Genomic DNA, 16,962 nt, shown 5'->3' on the forward strand with positions numbered 1-16,962 from the left:
ATGATTTACCTGGATAACGCCGCGACGACCCCGGTGCGCCGCGAGGCCCTCGAGGCCATGTGGCCGCACCTCACAAGCGGCTTCGGCAATCCATCGAGCCACCACCAGGTCGGTGAGGCCGCCGCTGCCGCCCTGCTGGAGGCGCGCCGCAGCGTCGCCGCCTCGCTCGGCTGCCGGCCCGGCGAGGTCACGTTCACCAGCGGCGGCACCGAAAGCGACAATCTCGCGATCAAGGGCGTTGCCCTCGGCGCCCCGCGCGGCCGCCACATCGTGACCACTCCGATCGAGCACGAGGCTGTGCTCGACTCCTGCGACTACCTGCGGCGGCTGCACGGTTTCGAGATCACCCTGCTACCAGTGGATGCCGCCGGCCGCGTCGACCCCGCCGACCTGGCCCGCGCGCTCCGTTCCGACACGACCCTGGTCTCGGTGCACTACGCCAATAATGAGGTCGGTACCGTGCAGCCCGTGGCCGAACTGGCCGCTGTCGCGCAGGGTGTGCCGTTCCACACCGACGCGGTGCAGGCCGGCGGTTGGCTCGACCTGAACGTGACCACACTCGGCGTGGACGCGCTGAGCCTCTCCGGCCACAAGCTCGGCGCTCCCCCCGGCATCGGCGCGGTTTTTCTGCGCGGACGCCTTCCGATCGAACCGCTGCTGCACGGCGGCGGCCAGGAGCGCGGCAAACGCAGCGGCACCGAGAACGTCGCCGGAGCGGTCGCCCTCGCCGTCGCCCTGCGCCTGGCCGGTGAGGAGCGCGTACTCGCCGCCGCCCGCACCAGCACTCTTCGCGACGAGTTCATCAGCACCGTGCTGCGCGACACGCCCTCGGCCCGGCTCACCGGCCACGCCACTGAACGGCTGCCGGGCACCGCGTCGTTCGTATTCCCGGGCACGAGCGGCGAGGCGGTGCTGCTCGAGCTTGAGCAGCACGGCATTGTCTGTTCGAGTGGGTCCGCCTGCGCGGCCGGCAGCAGCGAGCCCTCGCACGTTCTCACGGCCATGGGCCTCACGGCCGAGGTCGCTCACACTGCGGTGCGGTTCGCGCTGGGTGTTGGCACGAGCGCGGCGGACGCGGTCGAGGCGGCGGCATCCGTTCGTGCAGCGGTCGCTGCGGTCGCCAGCCTCGGTGCCTGACCCGCCTCCTGACAGCGTCGCTATGACCTGATAATGTCATGACAACTAGCCAAAGCTCTTGGCTTGTCAGTGAGGTGTCAGGTGAGCGCGCAGGAAGAAAACGTCCTCCCTATGGGAATGTTCATGGATCTGGAGCGATCCGGGCCGATTCCCCTGTACTTTCAGGTTTCGCAGCGCATCGAAAAGGCCATCCTGAGCGGTGAACTGCCCGCCGGGTCACGGCTCGAGAACGAGGTCGCGCTCGGCCAGCGACTGGGCCTCAGCCGGCCCACCGTGCGCCGCGCCATCCAGGAAATCGTCGACAAGGGTCTGCTGGTACGTCGCCGCGGCATCGGCACCCAGGTCGTGCACGGCCAGGTCACCCGCAGAGTCGAGCTGACCAGCCTCTACGACGACCTCACCAACACGCACAAGGTGCCGTCCACCCACCTGCTCACGCTCGAATCCCAGCCAGCGGATGCGAAAACCGCCGAGCGTCTCGGCGTCGACGAGGGCAGCCCCACGTTGCACCTGCGCCGCGTGCGCCTGGCCGACGACGTGCCCGTCGCCGTAATGGAAAACTGGCTCCCAGCGGAATTCATCGGTATCGAGCCCACTGATCTCGTCGCCCACGGCCTCTACCAGGTGCTGCGTTCACGCGGCGTGACGATGCGGGTGGCCCGCCAGCACATCGGCGCCCGCAAGTCCACCGCCGAAGAGTCAGCGCTACTGGAGATCGAGAAGAGCTCAGCCCTGCTCACGATGGACCGCACGGCCTTCGATAATTCGGGCCGCGCCGTTGAGTTCGGGCAGCACTGCTACCGCCCCGACCTCTACTCCTTCGAAGTGACCCTGGTCGAAAAATAGCCAGCGTTTCGGAAACCGTGCAACGAAGACTGGCCGCCTGACCCCCCAAGGTCAGACGGCCAGAATTCTTTGTGCAGCCAGCGTGGTTCAGGCGCGGGCGAGGTCGTGGGCGAGGGCGTCGAGTTCCGCTCCGCCAGCCATGAGCTTCGTCATCTCCTCGATGGTAATCTCGCTCTTCTTGAAGTCCCCCAGGCTGGTTCCGCGTTTGAGCAGCAGGAACCGGTCACCGACGGGATAGGCGTGGTGCGGGTTATGCGTGATGAATACCACGCCAAGGCCGCGGTCGCGCGCCTGGGCGATGTATTTCAGCACAACGCCGGCCTGCTTGACGCCCAGAGCCGAGGTCGGCTCGTCGAGGATAACGACCTTCGCGCCGAAGTACACGGCTCGGGCGATGGCCACCGACTGGCGCTCACCACCCGACAGGGTGCCGATGGGCTGGTCGACGTCGCGCAGGTCGATGCCCATCTTGGCCAGCTCTTCCTTGGTGATCCGGCGCATCCCCTTGACGTCCAGCTGGCTGAACGGACCAAAACCTCGGGTCAGCTCGGAGCCCAAAAAGAAGTTGCGCCAGACCGGCATGAGCGGAACTACGGCCAGGTCCTGATACACCGTCGCGATGCCCAGATCCAGGGCTTCACGCGGGCTGCCGAAGGTGCGCTCGACCCCATAAGCGAGGAGCTTGCCGTGGGTGTGCGCGTGGGCCCCGGACAGAATCTTGATGAACGTGGACTTGCCGGCACCGTTGTCCCCAAGAACGCAGAGGACCTCACCGACACCGACCGAGGCCGACACACCCTGCAGCGCCAGAATGGAACCATAGGTCTTGCCGATGTCCCGAACTTCAAGAATCGGCGGGTCAGCGGATGCCTGTGCGTCTGTCATGAGCGAACTCCTGCCTGGCGGCGTACATAGAGGTTGACGAGTACGGCAAGCAGCAGCATGCCACCGAGGAACGCTTTGAGCCAGTTATTGTCCCACTGCGCGAACACGATGCCCTGCAGGGTCATGCCGTAGATCAGGGCACCCAGAGCGGCACCGATGGCCGATCCGTAGCCGCCGGTCAGCAGGCAACCGCCAACAACAGCGCAGATGATGTAGATGAACTCCTGGCCGATGCCGGTCGTGGCCTGCACCGTTGACACGTCGAACAGCTGGAGCATTCCGACGAGCCAACCAGCGCCAGCCGTGGTCATGAAGAGGCCCATTTTGACCTTCATGACCGGCACGCCCACCTGGCGCGAGCTGGTGATCTGGCCACCGACCGCGAAGATCCAGTTTCCCGAGCGGGTACGAAGCAGAATCCAGGTGGCCAGCGCGGTTAGGGCGATCCACCAGACGATGGAGATTTTCACGTCCATGCCAAGGAGTGCGAACGAGGAACCGAAGAATACCTTGACGGCATCGAAGCCGGGTACGGCGCTCATGCCCTGAATGGAGACCGTACCGGTGATGATCTTGGTGACCGCCAGGTTCACCCCCTGCAGAATGAAGAAGGTGGCGAGGGTGACGATGAAGCTCGGCAGCCCGGTCTTCATGACCACGAAGGCGTTCGCCGCACCGATTGCCAGTGCGATCGCCAAGGCGATCACGAGGGCGAGCCAGATGTTGACGCCCCACTCGGTCGTGACGATTCCGACGATGAGTCCGGTCGTACCGACCATGGCCCCGGCGGAGAGGTCGAACTCCCCGCCGATCATGAGCAGGGCCACGGCGACGGCCATGATGCCGAACAGTGATGCCGAGTAGAGCCAGGTGGCCACGCCGGCAGGAGTCAGAAAGGCCTGGGTCGAGACCGAGAAAAAGATGAAGATGGCGAGGGCGGCCACCGCCGCGCCGACCTCGGGTCGGCGCAGCAGCGTGATGATCAGACCGGCGGGCTTAATCCGTTCGTCGGTAACCGCGGGTGCGGTACGGGTCATCGCGTTCCATTCTTCGCGAACTTCGCGACCTGCTCCGCGTTGTCCTTGGTGACGAAGCCGGGGCCGGAGTAGACCGGCATGCCGCCACCGACGACGTCGCCATTGCGAGCCTGCAGGGTGAGGAAGGTCACCGGCAGGTAGCCCTGGGAGTACGGCTGCTGGTCAACGGCGAACAGAATCTTGCCGTCGAGGATGAGCTGGGTGACGTCGGAGGACACGTCGAAGGTCGCGAGTTTCGCCGAACTGGCCGCTTCTTCGATCGCCTGGCTGGCCGCTACAGCGATACCCGGGTTCAGGGTGAGGACGCCATCGATGGACGGGTCAGCCAGAAGGCTGCTCTTGATCGTGTTCTGGGCGTCGGCGACGTTCGCGACGTCGACCTGAACGTTGGTGACGCTACCGCCGAGGGTGTCAGCTGCGCCCTTGCAGCGTTCTTCCAGTCCGGTGTTGCCGGCCTCGTGAATGACGCAGATGACGTTACTGACATCGGCAGCGGCGAGCTGCTCGCCCGCACCCTGACCGGCGATGAACTCGCTCTGACCGACGTGGGTCTGGGCACCGAATTCCCGGGACTGTTCCAGGCCGGAGTTGATCGTGATCACCGGGATACCGGCGGCGACGGCCTTTTCGACGGCGTTCTTGACGCCGTCCGGGTTGGCCATCGAGACGATCAGACCGTCGGGGTGAGTCGCAACGGCGGCGTCGATGAGCTGGCTTTGCTTGACCGGGTCACCATCGCCCTGGTAGGTGACAGTGGCGCCGAGGTCTTTTCCGGCCTGCTCCGCACCACTCTTGACGACGTCCCAGAAGGTGTCTCCCGGGGAGCCGTGGGTTACGACGGCGATCGTGACCGGGTCGCCCGAGGCCGCAGCGTCGGTGGTGGCTGCCGTGTTCGTTGTGGACGTGCAACCGGTGAGGGCGAGCGGCAGGACGACGAGCGCCGCCATCCAGCGAGATTTGAGCTTCATAAGTGGATCCTCCATTGGATACATTGTGACTGAGGCGGTGCCGTGTGTGGTGCGGATTGTGATGTCGGTCGTGAAGAGTCTTAGGGAGTCGCCAAACCGGCGATGAAATCGATGCTGGTGCGCACATCCGCGAGTGGGCCCTGGCCCTCTGCCGGGTTCTCGGTCAGGATCGTGTCCTGCTCGAGCACGTAGTAGCCCGCATAGCCGGCCCCTTCGAGGAAGGTGACAATTGCCCGGATGTCAATGTCACCGGTACCGAGCGGTGTGTACAGGCCCTGGCGCACCGCATCGGTGTAGGTGAGTTCCTTGCGCTGCACCTTCTCGGCCAGGGCTCGGCGCACGTCTTTGAGGTGCACGTGGCTGATCCGAGTGGCGTTGTCGCGGGCCAGTTCGACCGGGTCGGTCCCGCCGATGAGCAGGTGTCCGGTGTCGAGGCACAGCCCGATCTGTGAGCCGTTCAATACCCGCTCGACGTCATGGCTCGATTCGATCATTGTTCCGACGTGGGGGTGAATCGAGGCCACCACGCCGCGGGCGGCCGCGGTCTGCACGAGCCGATCGAGGTTGGCGAGAAGTGTGTCCCATTCCTGCTCGCTCAGCGTCGGGCGGGAGTCGTAGCCGACCTGACCGGTGTCGGCCGAGAGAACGAGGCGGGTCGCCCCCGCTGCCAGAAACGAGTCGAGTTCGGCCTCGATAGCCGGAACCGGGTCGTTTCCCGCGTCGTGCAGCACAATCGGAACGAAACCACCGACGGCCTTCAGACCGGCAGCCGCCAAGGTTTCGGCCTTGTCGATCGGACCAGACGGAAGAAAACCCTCGGGACCGAATTCGGTGGCCACGACGCCCAGGTCGCGCATCTCACCGAGAACACGCTCAGGCGCGAGCTGAAACCCCCAGTCGGGAACCTCGCAGACCCCCCAGGAAATCGGTGCGGCAGCGATGCGGCTCAGGAGATGAACGGATGCTTCTGCCACGGTCATCGCCTGACTTCATCGAGGCGCACCAGGCGTCCCTCGGCACGGGACAGTTCGGCGGCCTCGGCGATGTACAGCGCTTCCAGTGCATCCCGAGGGGTGCACGGGCTGACGGTCTCGCCCGCGGCGACGGTGACGAATCGGGCCAGCTCCGCAGCGTAGGCGGAAGCGAACCGCTCCTGAAAGTTGGGCCAGGCAGACTCTCTGGGAAAGCTGACGCCCGGCTCTGCACTGGTCAGCGGAACGCGCTCGTCGATTCCGACCGAACGGTTTCCGAGGCTTCCGGACAGTTCCATGCGCACGTCGTAGCCGGCACCGTTGTAACGTGAACCCTGCACGGTAACCAGGGTTCCGTCATCGAGTGTCAGCAGAGCAGCGGATTCGTCAACGTCACCGGCATCACCGAAGAAGGAGGCGCCGCGGTTGGCACCGGTCGCGAAGACCGTAGCGACCTCGCGGCCGGTGACCCAGCGCAGAATGTCAAAGTCGTGAATGTGGCAGTCGCGGTAAATTCCTCCGCTGGTGGGAATGTACTCGGCCGGGGGCGGCGTCGGGTCGCAGGTCAGCACGTGCATCCGTCGCAGTTCGCCGATGTCACCGTTCTGCAGGGCACGCTTGGCCTCGGTGTAGCCGGCGTCGAAACGGCGCTGGAACCCGATCTGAACGGGAATGTCGTGACGCTCGACCTCCTCGACGAGCGCGATACTCGAGCTGAGATTCTCGGCGAGGGGCTTCTCGCAAAACGTCGGGATGCCGGCGCGCACGGCCCGCACGATGAGCTCGGCATGGGCCGAGGTCGGCGCGGCAATGACGATGCCGTCTGGCTTCGAGGCGAACGCCTCGTCGATCGTGGCGGAGGCCGAGCCGACCGAGGCCGCCGCGGACGCAGCGCGGGCCGGATCGAGATCCGCGATCAGCAGGTCGGTGACTTCGGCCTGCGCCTTCAACGTGCCGACGTGAGAGAGCCCGATCCTGCCGGCTCCCAGAACTACGAATCGCACTTTATAGCCTCCACATTGAGTTTGTTTTAATGTCCTAATGTTGTTGCTTTTGACCACGGTATACGCTTGCCAAGCGGTCGTCAAGGCTTTGTCTTAACATACTTACAAATCTTGGTCGGATGAGCTAGGACCCCAGATAGGGGCGTTGATTCTCACGTTGCGCCACATAATCACGGCGCGCCTGCGTCGTGCTGTCCAGGACCGACACCTCGGCCACAGGAACGTCCCACCAGCTCTCCGTGTCCGGTGAGAACAGCAGGGGGTCACTGTTGACATGAATGAGCGTCGCTGTCACGGAGGCCTTCGCCCTGGCCACGGCCGCGGCCAGATCAGCGATGGCGTCTGGCCCGGGCTCGACCCTGATCACTGAAATACCCAGGCTGGCCGCGTTGGCCGCCAGGTCGATCGGCAGCGTCGCATCCGTTTCAAAGTTGTTGTGGGCCGTGTCGCGAAAACGATACTGCGTGCCGTACCGTTGCGACCCCACGGTGTCACTCAGATGACCGATCGAGGCGTAGCCGTGGTTCTGCACCAGCACGATGATGACTTTGACGCCCTCAGCCACCGCCGACACGATCTCGGTGTGCATCATGAGGTACGAGCCGTCGCCGACCATGACGATCGCGTCACGGTCGGGGGCAGCCCGGCGCACGCCGATGCCCCCGGCAATCTCGTAGCCCATGCAGGAGAAGCCGTATTCAACGTGGTAGCCGAGTTCATCTCGCACCCGCCACAGCTTGTGCAGGTCGCCGGGCAGCGAGCCGGCCGCGCAGACGACCACGTCGCGCGGGTCTGCGGCGTGCTGCACCGCGCCGATGATTTCCGACTGGGCCGGCAACGGCCGACCACTCGGGGTGACGGCCTCGTCGACCACCGCGTTCCACTCCGCTTTCTCCAAGCGGATGCGATCGGCAAATTCGGCGTCGACCCGGTAGCGATCGAGACCCTCGGTGAGTTCCAGCAGCGCTTCCCGGGCATCCGCTACCACCGCGATGGCTGCGCCATGCTTAATCGCGTCGAAGGACGCCACGTTGATGTTGACGAAGCGCACGCCGGGATGCTGGAACGCGGTGCGGCTGCCGGTCGTAAAGTCACTGTACCGAGTGCCGATTCCGATGATGAGGTCGGCGTCCCGGGCGATGCGGTTGGCGGCTGTCGTTCCGGTGGCGCCCACGGCGCCGAGGCTCTGCGGGTGGTCCCAGACGAGGGAACCGACGCCGGCCTGCGAGGTGCCAACCGGAATGCCGGTGTGCAGGGCGAAGGCGGCGAGCGCCGCTGCGGCGTCGGAGTAGATGACGCCGCCGCCGGCCACGATCATGGGGCGCTTGGCCTCACGGATGGCGCGCACGACCTGGTCGATGACGCCCCGATCCGGCCGGGGGCGACGGATGCGCCACTCCCGATCAGCAAGAAACTCCACCGGCACGTCCAGAGCCTGTGCCTGCACGTCCTCGGGGAGGCACAGCGTGACGGCGCCGGTTTCTACGGGGTCCGTCAGCACCCGCAGGGCGCCGATCGCGGCCGAGAAAAGCTGTTCGGGGCGCTGCACCCGGTCGAAGAAGCGCGACAGCGGTTTGAAGGCATCATTCACGCTGATGCTCGCGTCGTGCGGCAGTTCCAACTGCTGCAGCACCGGGTCGGCCACCCGGGTGGCGAAGGTGTCGGACGGCAGCAGCAGCACGGGCAGCCGGTTGATCGTGGCAAGGGCGGCCCCGGTCAGCATATTGGTGGCACCGGGGCCGACCGAGGCGGTGCAGGCGAAGGTCGACCGACGTCGGCGCATCCGGGCGAAAGCCACCGATTCGTGCACCATTCCCTGCTCGTTGCGCGCTTGATGATACGGCATGAGGGTTGGGTCGTCCACGGACAGCTGCTTGAGGGCCTGGCCGATGCCGGCGACGTTTCCGTGTCCGAAGATGCCGAAGGTGCCCGCGATCGTGCGTTGGCGCACATCGCCGTCCACGGTGTACTGGTGGGCGAGGAACTCGATGAGTGCCTGGCTGACTGTCATGCGTCGGGTTGTCACGCTGGTGTGTCCTTTCGGAGTACTGCGGGTTCTGAAGTGTAAGGAAGCCGGGAATCGAACTCCTGGCCCGACCAGGTGCCCCGAATCCAGCCGTGCGCCGGATCATCGCTGATGCGCCACGAGCGGTCGGGGTCAGGGCCGGCCATCACGTTGAGGTAATAGAGGTCGTAGCCGGGCGCTGCAACGCAGGGGCCGTGCCAGCCGAAGGGCACGAGGGCAACGTCGCCGGTGTGCACTTCGGCCGAGATGTCGATATCTCCGGCTTCGGATGAATAGGTGCGCATGAGACCGAACGGGCGCGCCGTCTCCGGCGCGACCTGGCCTCGGGTGACGTTGCTCTCGAAGTAGTAGATCTCCTCGAGCCTCGACTCCACGCCCTCCCGGTGCTCGTCGTGCTTGTGCGGCGGGTAACTCGACCAGTTCTCGGCCGGCGTAATCACCTCACACACGATCAGCCGGTCGGCCGCGAGACTGGCCGGGGTGCCGAAGTTGTGCACCTGGCGGCTGGAGCGACCCGCCCCGCGCAACTCGATCGGGACATCCGCTTTGGGGATATACGCCACCGGCAGCGCCTGATCGGTCGGCGCTTCGGCCACCGCCACCCGGCCCGCACCTTCAATGGACAGCGCGGTTCCGGTGGGCAGGTAGAGGGTGTCGGTCGGGCCGTGAAAAACGGATGCCCGTCCCGCGAGAACCTGCACCCGCGGCTCGGTCTCCCCCGCGAGGGTGTAGCGCACCGTGAACGCCCCGGCGAGGGGCACTACGATGCGTTCGACGGCCTCCGCCGCCAGCTGTGCTGAGCCACCCTCGGACACCGCGGCGACGCGGATGCCGGTGTAGCGCCATCCGCTGATTGCGGTGTCGACGACGGTTTCCCAGCCGTCACGCTCGAGGGAGCCCCGGGCGTAGAACCAGTCGCGCGGGTGAGGGGCAGCGGATGGCGTTGTCATGGCGGGGCCTAGGCGTTCTGCGGGAAGCCGAGGTTGATGCCGCCGTGGCTCGGGTCGAGTCAGCGGCTGGTGATGGCCTTGCCGCGCGTGAAGAAGTGCACGCCCTCAACGCCGTGGGCCTTGATGTCGCCGAACAGTGAGTTTTTCCAACCGCCGAAGGAGAAGTACGACACGGGCACGGGGATCGGAACGTTGATGCCGATCATGCCCACCTCGATCTCGTTCTGAAAACGGCGGGCCGCGCCGCCGTCGTTGGTGAAGATGGCGGTTCCGTTGCCGAACGCTCCGGAGTTGATCAGGTCGACGCCCTCTTCGTAGCTTGCCACGCGTACCACTGAGAGTACCGGTCCGAAGATCTCCTCCGTGTAGGCCTTGGAGGTGACGGGCAGGGCGTCGATCAGGGTCGGGCCGAGCCAGAATCCGTTCGGGTCGCCGTTCACCTCGATGCCGCGGCCATCGACGACGATCGTGGCGCCGTCTGCGGCGGCGATGTCGATGTAGCTGGCGACCTTGTCGCGGTGCACCTCGGTGACGAGCGGGCCCATGTCGCAGGAGCGGCGGCCATCGCCAACGGTGAGGGTGTTCATGCGGGTCACGATCTTTTCGATCAGCACGTCGGCGACCGGTTCGACGGCGACGATCACGCTGATGGCCATGCAGCGCTCCCCCGCGCTGCCCCAGCCCGCGTTGATGGCCGAGTCTGCGACAAGGTCGAGGTCGGCGTCTGGCAGCACGAGCATGTGGTTCTTGGCTCCGCCGAGGGCCTGCACGCGCTTGCCGTGGCGAGTGCCGCTCTCGTAGACATACTGGGCGATGGGGGTCGAACCAACGAAGGAAATGGCCTTCACATCGGGGTGCTCGAGCAGGCCGTCGACGGACTCCTTGTCGCCCTGCAGCACGGTAAACACGCCGTCGGGGAGGCCTGCTTCCTTGAGCAGCTTGGCCATCCAGATGGCCGAGCTCGGATCTTTCTCGCTCGGCTTGAGGATGACCGTGTTGCCGGCCGCGAGGGCGAGCGGGAAGAACCACATGGGAACCATGGCCGGAAAGTTGAAGGGGCTAATCACGGCGACAACGCCGAGGGCCTGGCGGGTGGAGTACACGTCGACGCCGGTGGAGACGTTTTCGGAGTAGTCGCCCTTGAGCAGATGCGGAATACCGCAGGCGAATTCCACGACCTCCTGGCCGCGGGAGACCTCACCGAGGGCATCGGAAATCACCTTGCCGTGCTCGCTGGTGATAATCTCGGCCATCTCGCCCTTGCGGGCGTTCAGCAGTTCGCGAAAGCTGAATAGTACCTGCTGGCGCTTGGCGATCGACAGGTCGCGCCAGGCTGGGAAGGCGGCCTTGGCGCTCGCGATGGCGGCTGCGATCTCGGCCTGGTCGGCGAGCGACACGTTTTTGCTGACCGTGCCCAGGGCGGGGTCGTAAACCGGGGCGGTGCGACCGGAGATTCCTGGTTGCTCCTTTCCGTTGATCCAGTGCGCGACGAGGGCTAAATCCGTGGTTGTTCCGGGCATAGTGGTCTTCTTTCTGAACGAGAGTGAATGAACGTTTCAGGCGCCGTGCACGAGTTCGGCAGCGGTATCGATGGCCGCCTCGACGTTGCCGTCGCTCGGGTAGAGCAGGCTGCGGCCCACAACGAGGCCGCGCACGCCGGGCAGCCCGAGGGCGTTCCGCCAGGAGTCGAACGTTTCTTCCTGTTCGCCGACCGGGTCACCGCCGAGGAGCAGGGTCGGCAGGGTGGTGGCGGCCATAACGCGAGCCATGTCGGCAACGACCGGCAGCTTCAGCCACGAGTAGGCGCTGGAGTTGCCGAGGCCCTCGGCGATGGCAATCGAGAGGATGACGGCATCCGTTGTAAGGTCGTTCTTGACGCGACCATTGGCCCAGGAGCTCATGAACGGTTCGAGCATAATGGGAATGCCGCACTTGGCCGCTTCGCTGACGGCGAGCGCTGTCGCCTCGAGGGTAGCCAGCGAGCCGGCGTCTTCGAGGTTGATCCGCACGAGGTTCTTGGCGAAGTCGAGCCGGTCGCGCTTGATTTTGTCGATGTCGTAGGCGGTGTAGCGGTCGTCCATCTCGAACGACGAACCCCAGAGCCCGCCGCGGTTCATCGAACCGACCACGATCTTGTCGTCGAGCAGACCGAGCAGGGCCAAGTCGTCGATGATGTCGGGGGTGCCCAGCACGCCGTCGACGCCCGGGCGGGAGAGCGCGGTGGCGATGCTTTCAAGCAGGTCATAGCGGTTGGCCATGGCGTTGGCATCGTTGCGCACACCGAGCGCACCGCGGGCGCGGTGGTCGGCGGCCACGATGAACAGGCGCCCGTCGCCGCGAATCAGCTCGCGGCGGGTGCGGCTGGCAAGAATTTCGCCGATGCGCTCGGGCTGCGTCGCGCGGGCATGCCGCAGGGCGTCGAAGTCCAGCGTGGTCATGCTGACAGTCCCTTCAGAATTTCTTCAACGTCCGTGGTCGTGGGCATTGCTGTCGAGCATTCGCGGCGGCCGGCCACGATGGCGCCGGCCACGTTGGCGAATTGCAGAATACGGCGCAGCGGCCAGTCCTGCAGCAGGCCGAAGCAGAGTGCCCCGCCGAAGCTGTCGCCTGCGCCGAGGCCGTTGACGACGTCGACGAAGTACGGCGGCACCTCGACGGTTTCGGTGCGCGTTTTCGCGAGCACGCCCTTGGGACCCTGCTTGACGATGGCCAGTTCGATGCCGCGTTCGAGCAGTGCGTCGGCGGCCCGAAGCGGTTCGGTCTCGCCGACGGCGACTTCACACTCTTCCTTGTTGCCGACGGCAACAGTCACCTGGCCGAGCGCGAGCGAAACCTGAGCGCTCGCTTCCTCCGGCGAGGCCCAGAACATGGTCCGGTAGTCGAGGTCGAGAATGGTCAGCGGGCTGCGACCACGAGCCTGCCAGGCCGCGAAATGAGCGGATCGGCTGGGTTCTTCGCTGAGGCCGGTGACGGTCGACCAGTAGATGCGGGCGTTCTTGATGGCCTCGAGGTCGAGTTCGTCTGCATTGATGACGAGGTCGGGAGCTTTGGGTGCCCGGTAAAAATAAAGCGGAAAGTCGTCCGGCGGAAAGATCTCGCAGAACACGACCGGCGTGTTCAGGTCGGGCACGCCGGAGACGAACTCGTCGCTCACGCCGAGGCGGCGGAGCTCCTGGTGAATGTAGTTGCCGAACGGGTCGTTTCCGGTGCGGGTGATCACCGCTGAGTTCAGTCCGTGGCGCGCAGCCGCGACGGCGACGTTGGTGGCGCTGCCCCCGAGGTACTTGCCGAAGGTCGAGACATCTTCGAGGCCGACACCGTCCTGCAACGGGTAGATATCAACGCCGACGCGGCCGATCGTGAGCACGTCGTGGGGGGATCGCGGTGAAGTCGTCATACGCCGATGTACAACTTTCTGAACTAGAAGTGGTCGGCTTGTCGCCGTTCCTCCACAGTAGCGCCCATTGAGCTTAATGTCATGACATATTCACAATAAGTTTTTCAGAGCCAGCGCGGTGCCGCCGGAACGGGTGTCTCAGCTGAAGAAATGCTCCGCGTCGTTCGCCCCGTCGCCCAGCCCGTGAGGTTGGCGAGACTCCCGGAGACAACGCTCGCAGCGTCGTCATCACCGATGGTTGTCGCGTAGGGTGCAGCGACGACTAAACGGATGCTGCCCGCCGGCCACAAAGGTGGTGGCTGCTCGCGCATCGGCCAGCTCGGTGTCGATGGCCATGGTCGCGTCATTGCTCATGACGGCAACGGTACGGCACTGCCACGGATAAGGAGACCGGCACGAAAAAGCCCCCGGAACCAAGGGTTCCGGGGGCATCTGTTGCGGGGGCAGGATTTGAACCTACGACCTCTGGGTTATGAGCCCAGCGAGCTACCGAACTGCTCCACCCCGCGCTACAAGAACAAATTTAGCACACCCTGAAAGCACGGTTGACCACTTTGGGTTGATATCGCCAATTGGGCACCGAATCTGCATCTCTAATGGCATCAAACACCATGGAATGGCTCGCCGCAAGGAAAATATTCAAAAGCCCCCTCCCGCGGCGCAGCGCACAAAGGCCGCAAGCCCCCACCCGAGACGGGTGAGGGCTTGCGTCCGGTTGTTCGGGGTCGAACTACTCGCCGAGCAGGGCGAGCATGCTCGCGATCGTCTGGGAGAGCTTGGCGTCCGCCGTGCCGTAGTCGGCGAAGTTGCCGGCGGCGAGTGCGGTTGCCTTGTCGGCAATCGCGGTCTTGGCGACGGCGAGCAGCGACTTGAGTTCAGCATCCGTTGCCGGATCACCGGTCGAGGTGCTGGGCACGTCCGTGCCCGTGGCCGGCGTCTCACCGGTCGCACCACCCGTGGCAGCCGTGTCCGGTACGGCCGTGTCACCGGCCGTCGCACCAGAGTCGCCGCCGAACAGTACGTCGAGGGCACCGTTCAGGGTATCTTCGAATGCGATCTGATCACCGAAGGCCACGAGCACCTTCTGCAGCAGCGGGTAGCTGGTCTCACCCGTTGACTTCACGTAGACCGGCTGCACGTAGAGCAGTCCGCCACCGACCGGGAGGGTTAGCAGGTTACCGTTCAGCACGGTCGACGATCCCTGCCGCAGCAGGTTGAGCTCGGTCGAGACGGTCGGGTCGGCGTTGAAGACGTTCTGCACCTGGCCGGGACCGGGCACGGTGCCGTCCTTGGGCAGGTTGAGGAGTCTCAGCTGGCCATAACCATCCGCTCTGACACCGTCTACTGATCCAGCGTCGGCGTCCACGGCGAGGTAGCCGTAGAGCACGTTACGACTGGATTCACCGGTCGCTTCCGGCTGGAAAGTGGAGTACATCGAGAACGACGGCTTGTCCGATCCGGGTACCTGCATGGTGAGGTAGTACGGCGGCTGCAGGGTGGGGTTGGTCGCGGGCGAGTCGGGGTCGTTCGGCGAGATCCACGCGTCGTCCTTGGAGTAGAACGAACCCGGATCGGTGACGTGATACTGGCCGAGGATGGCCCGCTGCACCTTAAACAGGTCGGCCGGGTAGCGCACGTGGCTCATCAGGTCGCCGCTCATCTCGCTCATGGGCTTGAGCGTGGAGGGGAAGATCTTCTGCCAGGTCTGCAGCAGCGGCTCGGTGTCATCCCAGGCGTAGAGGGTGACCTCGCCGCTGTAGGCGTCAACCGTGGCCTTGACCGAGTTGCGCATGTAGTTGATGCTGTCCAGCGCATACGGCTGAGCCGGCGTCTGCGTGTCGGCGATGGCGTCGCTCAGGCTCACCGGGGTCGAGTACGGGTAGCTCGCCGACGTGGTGTACCCGTCGACGATCCACTTCACGCGCCCGTCGACGACCGAAGGGTAGGCGTCGGAGTCCAGTGTCAGGTACGGCGCAACTTTTTGCACGCGGGTCACCGGGTCACGATCGTAGAGAATCTCTGACTTGTCGTTGACCGACGCGGCCAGGAAGATCTGCTCGGACTGGAACTTGAGCGCGTAGATGAGCTTCTTGAACGCGTTGTCGAGTTTCGGTCCGCCGTCGCCGGAGAACGTCGTATAGGTCTGCCCGGCACCCTCGGTGCCCGACGGATAGTCCAGCTCGATCGGATCGACGCCGTTTTCGGCGCCGACGATGGAGTACTCGGGCGAGGTCTCGCCGAAGTAGATGCGCGGTTCGAAATCACCGAGCGCACCGCTCGTGGGAATGCCGGATTCGAGGAACACGGGCTGCCCGTCGACCGAGCGCTGGTTGCCGTAAGCGGCCACCACACCATAGCCGTGGGTGTAGACGGTCTTCGAGTTGACCCAGGTGTTACCGGTGTTCAGGCCGTCAAGGTTGAGGTCACGAACGGCGACGACGGTGTCCTGCGACACGCCGTCGATCATGTAGCGGTCGACATCGAGATTATTCGGGAACTGGTAGTACTGGCGGAACTGCTCGAGCTGGCCGAACGAGTCACTCACCAGTGCTGGGTCGAGGATACGGATGTTCGCGGTGGTCGCGGCGTCGGCACGCAGGGCGCCCGGCTCGGCGGTGGTCTTCGCGTCGTAGGCGATCTCCTCGATGTTGGCGACGCCGTAGGCATCACGCGTGAGGTCGATATTGCGCTCGATATACGGGGCCTCGAGGGCCTTGGCGCTCGGCTCCACCTGGAAGCGCTCGACGACCCAGGGGTAGAGCGAGCCGATCAGCAGGCTCGACACGATCAGCAGCGCGGTTCCGATGACCGGCAGGCGCCAGCGGCCGATGATGGCCGTGAGAATGAAGAGCAGGGCGACGACGGCGGCGATGCCGGCCAGAATCGCACGGCCGGGGATGGTGGCGTTTACGTCGGTGTAGCCGGCACCGGTAATGAGCGAACCCTGGTTGGTGAGGGTGGAGTACTGGTCGAACCAGATACTCACTGCCTGCAGCAACAGGTACAGCGCCGCAGTGACGGCGATCTGCACACGTGCTGCCTTGGAGATGAGCACCTCGCGGCCGGACACCCGAATGGAACCGTAGAGGTAGCTCGTCGCGACCGTGACGAGGGCCGCGATGAGCACCACAGCGGATGCAAAGGCGAGCACGGCCTGGTAAAACGGCAGGTCCATCAGATAGAAGGAGATGTCAAAGTTGAACTGCGGGTCAACGCGCCCGGTCTCGGTGCGGTTGAGCCACATGAGCACGGTCTGCCAGCGGGTGGCTGCGGCCACACCGGCGAAGAGGCCGAGCAGGGCGGGGATACCGTACATCGCAAGGCGACGCAACGGCTCAATGACCTGCTGGTAGCGATCAAGCTGCGAGTTGAGCTTCGCGTAAACCGGGCGCAGGCGGTAGGCCAGCTGGATGCTCACCCACACCGGCACGGCCATGGCGACGAACCCGATCAGGAACAGCACGCTGCCGGCGATCCACTGGGTGGTCAGCACATTAAGGAACCCGAGTTGGTCGAACCACAACACATCGGTATACAGTCCGGCGAAGATAAAGAACAGGATCACCAACCCTGCGATAATTGCTGCGGTGATTGCTAGCGGGGCTCGGCTGCGCCGTGGGGCGTTGTCGGCTGCTGATGAACTCACGAATTGGCCTCTTGCGCTCAGTCGTTGGGTACAGGGTGATCATTGACTACATGATCAGGGTCAGCCTCCATCTTACTTAAGCGCCCCTGAGAGAG

14 protein-coding genes and 1 tRNA gene are annotated in these 16,962 nt (G+C 64.9%); 2 read left to right on the forward strand and 13 right to left on the reverse strand.

The features are described 5' to 3' along the window. Window positions 1-1,137 carry a cysteine desulfurase family protein gene (locus BLS91_RS14740; protein ID WP_092341509.1) on the forward strand — a complete coding sequence of 379 codons (1,137 nt, stop codon included), beginning with the start codon at window positions 1-3 and terminating at the stop codon, window positions 1,135-1,137. A 123-nt stretch (window positions 1,138-1,260) separates the two neighbouring features. After that, window positions 1,261-1,983, forward strand: a complete 723-nt coding sequence (locus tag BLS91_RS14745) for a GntR family transcriptional regulator (RefSeq protein WP_369827293.1) — start codon at window positions 1,261-1,263, stop codon at window positions 1,981-1,983. Between the two features lie 87 nt (window positions 1,984-2,070). Here BLS91_RS14745 and BLS91_RS14750 read toward each other — a convergent pair whose 3' ends face one another. The 13 genes from BLS91_RS14750 to BLS91_RS14805 form a co-directional block, all read right to left on the reverse strand. Next, the gene (locus BLS91_RS14750) at window positions 2,071-2,868 is read right to left on the reverse strand and encodes an ATP-binding cassette domain-containing protein (RefSeq protein ID WP_092341511.1); all 798 of its coding nucleotides are present in this window, start codon (window positions 2,866-2,868) and stop codon (window positions 2,071-2,073) included. Next, the gene (locus BLS91_RS14755; protein ID WP_092341512.1) at window positions 2,865-3,905 is read right to left on the reverse strand and encodes an ABC transporter permease; all 1,041 of its coding nucleotides are present in this window, start codon (window positions 3,903-3,905) and stop codon (window positions 2,865-2,867) included. The genes BLS91_RS14750 and BLS91_RS14755 overlap by 4 nt, the downstream gene beginning before the upstream one ends. Continuing rightward, on the reverse strand, window positions 3,902-4,873 hold the full coding sequence (locus BLS91_RS14760; RefSeq protein ID WP_233197405.1) for a sugar ABC transporter substrate-binding protein: 972 nt from the start codon (window positions 4,871-4,873) through the stop codon (window positions 3,902-3,904). The genes BLS91_RS14755 and BLS91_RS14760 overlap by 4 nt, the downstream gene beginning before the upstream one ends. 80 nt (window positions 4,874-4,953) lie before the next feature. After that, window positions 4,954-5,853, reverse strand: a complete 900-nt coding sequence (locus tag BLS91_RS14765) for a TIM barrel protein (RefSeq protein WP_092341514.1) — start codon at window positions 5,851-5,853, stop codon at window positions 4,954-4,956. Then, window positions 5,850-6,848, reverse strand: a complete 999-nt coding sequence (locus BLS91_RS14770) for a Gfo/Idh/MocA family protein (protein WP_092341515.1) — start codon at window positions 6,846-6,848, stop codon at window positions 5,850-5,852. Before BLS91_RS14770 ends, BLS91_RS14765 begins: the two co-directional genes overlap by 4 nt. 124 nt (window positions 6,849-6,972) lie before the next feature. Beyond that, the gene (iolD, locus tag BLS91_RS14775) at window positions 6,973-8,859 is read right to left on the reverse strand and encodes a 3D-(3,5/4)-trihydroxycyclohexane-1,2-dione acylhydrolase (decyclizing) (protein ID WP_092341516.1); all 1,887 of its coding nucleotides are present in this window, start codon (window positions 8,857-8,859) and stop codon (window positions 6,973-6,975) included. 11 nt (window positions 8,860-8,870) lie between these two features. Then, on the reverse strand, window positions 8,871-9,824 hold the full coding sequence (gene iolB / locus BLS91_RS14780; RefSeq protein WP_092341517.1) for a 5-deoxy-glucuronate isomerase: 954 nt from the start codon (window positions 9,822-9,824) through the stop codon (window positions 8,871-8,873). A gap of 59 nt (window positions 9,825-9,883) precedes the next feature. After that, window positions 9,884-11,344, reverse strand: coding sequence for a CoA-acylating methylmalonate-semialdehyde dehydrogenase (locus tag BLS91_RS14785; protein WP_092341518.1), 1,461 nt, complete (start codon window positions 11,342-11,344; stop codon window positions 9,884-9,886). A 36-nt stretch (window positions 11,345-11,380) separates the two neighbouring features. Continuing rightward, window positions 11,381-12,262 (reverse strand): class I fructose-bisphosphate aldolase, encoded by an 882-nt coding sequence (locus BLS91_RS14790; RefSeq protein WP_092341519.1) that lies wholly within the window; start codon window positions 12,260-12,262, stop codon window positions 11,381-11,383. After that, window positions 12,259-13,221, reverse strand: a complete 963-nt coding sequence (gene iolC / locus BLS91_RS14795) for a 5-dehydro-2-deoxygluconokinase (protein ID WP_092341520.1) — start codon at window positions 13,219-13,221, stop codon at window positions 12,259-12,261. Before iolC ends, BLS91_RS14790 begins: the two co-directional genes overlap by 4 nt. Before the next feature lie 228 nt (window positions 13,222-13,449). Continuing rightward, window positions 13,450-13,575, reverse strand: a complete 126-nt coding sequence (locus tag BLS91_RS20980; RefSeq protein ID WP_255410030.1) for a hypothetical protein — start codon at window positions 13,573-13,575, stop codon at window positions 13,450-13,452. An 81-nt stretch (window positions 13,576-13,656) separates the two neighbouring features. After that, window positions 13,657-13,730, reverse strand: a tRNA-Met gene (locus BLS91_RS14800). A gap of 221 nt (window positions 13,731-13,951) precedes the next feature. Further along, entirely contained in the window at window positions 13,952-16,867 is a 2,916-nt protein-coding gene (locus BLS91_RS14805) for a UPF0182 family membrane protein (protein ID WP_241983102.1), read from the reverse strand. Window positions 16,868-16,962 lie beyond the last annotated feature (95 nt).

This window comes from Cryobacterium flavum, from assembly GCF_900103805.1.
In the GTDB taxonomy this organism is placed as follows: Bacteria; Actinomycetota; Actinomycetes; order Actinomycetales; family Microbacteriaceae; genus Cryobacterium; species Cryobacterium flavum.

What these genes read in the sequence shown, in the direction of transcription:
- BLS91_RS14740 (WP_092341509.1), top strand. Translation starts at nt 1, where the DNA reads ATGATTTACCTGGATAACGCCGCGACGACCCCGGTGCGCCGCGAGGCC.
- iolD (WP_092341516.1), bottom strand. Translation starts at nt 8,859, where the DNA reads ATGACAGTCAGCCAGGCACTCATCGAGTTCCTCGCCCACCAGTACACC.
- BLS91_RS14750 (WP_092341511.1), bottom strand. Translation starts at nt 2,868, where the DNA reads ATGACAGACGCACAGGCATCCGCTGACCCGCCGATTCTTGAAGTTCGG.
- BLS91_RS20980 (WP_255410030.1), bottom strand. Translation starts at nt 13,575, where the DNA reads ATGAGCAATGACGCGACCATGGCCATCGACACCGAGCTGGCCGATGCG.
- BLS91_RS14755 (WP_092341512.1), bottom strand. Translation starts at nt 3,905, where the DNA reads ATGACCCGTACCGCACCCGCGGTTACCGACGAACGGATTAAGCCCGCC.
- iolC (WP_092341520.1), bottom strand. Translation starts at nt 13,221, where the DNA reads ATGACGACTTCACCGCGATCCCCCCACGACGTGCTCACGATCGGCCGC.
- BLS91_RS14765 (WP_092341514.1), bottom strand. Translation starts at nt 5,853, where the DNA reads ATGACCGTGGCAGAAGCATCCGTTCATCTCCTGAGCCGCATCGCTGCC.
- BLS91_RS14760 (WP_233197405.1), bottom strand. Translation starts at nt 4,873, where the DNA reads ATGAAGCTCAAATCTCGCTGGATGGCGGCGCTCGTCGTCCTGCCGCTC.
- iolB (WP_092341517.1), bottom strand. Translation starts at nt 9,824, where the DNA reads ATGACAACGCCATCCGCTGCCCCTCACCCGCGCGACTGGTTCTACGCC.
- BLS91_RS14785 (WP_092341518.1), bottom strand. Translation starts at nt 11,344, where the DNA reads ATGCCCGGAACAACCACGGATTTAGCCCTCGTCGCGCACTGGATCAAC.
- BLS91_RS14745 (WP_369827293.1), top strand. Translation starts at nt 1,261, where the DNA reads ATGGATCTGGAGCGATCCGGGCCGATTCCCCTGTACTTTCAGGTTTCG.
- BLS91_RS14790 (WP_092341519.1), bottom strand. Translation starts at nt 12,262, where the DNA reads ATGACCACGCTGGACTTCGACGCCCTGCGGCATGCCCGCGCGACGCAG.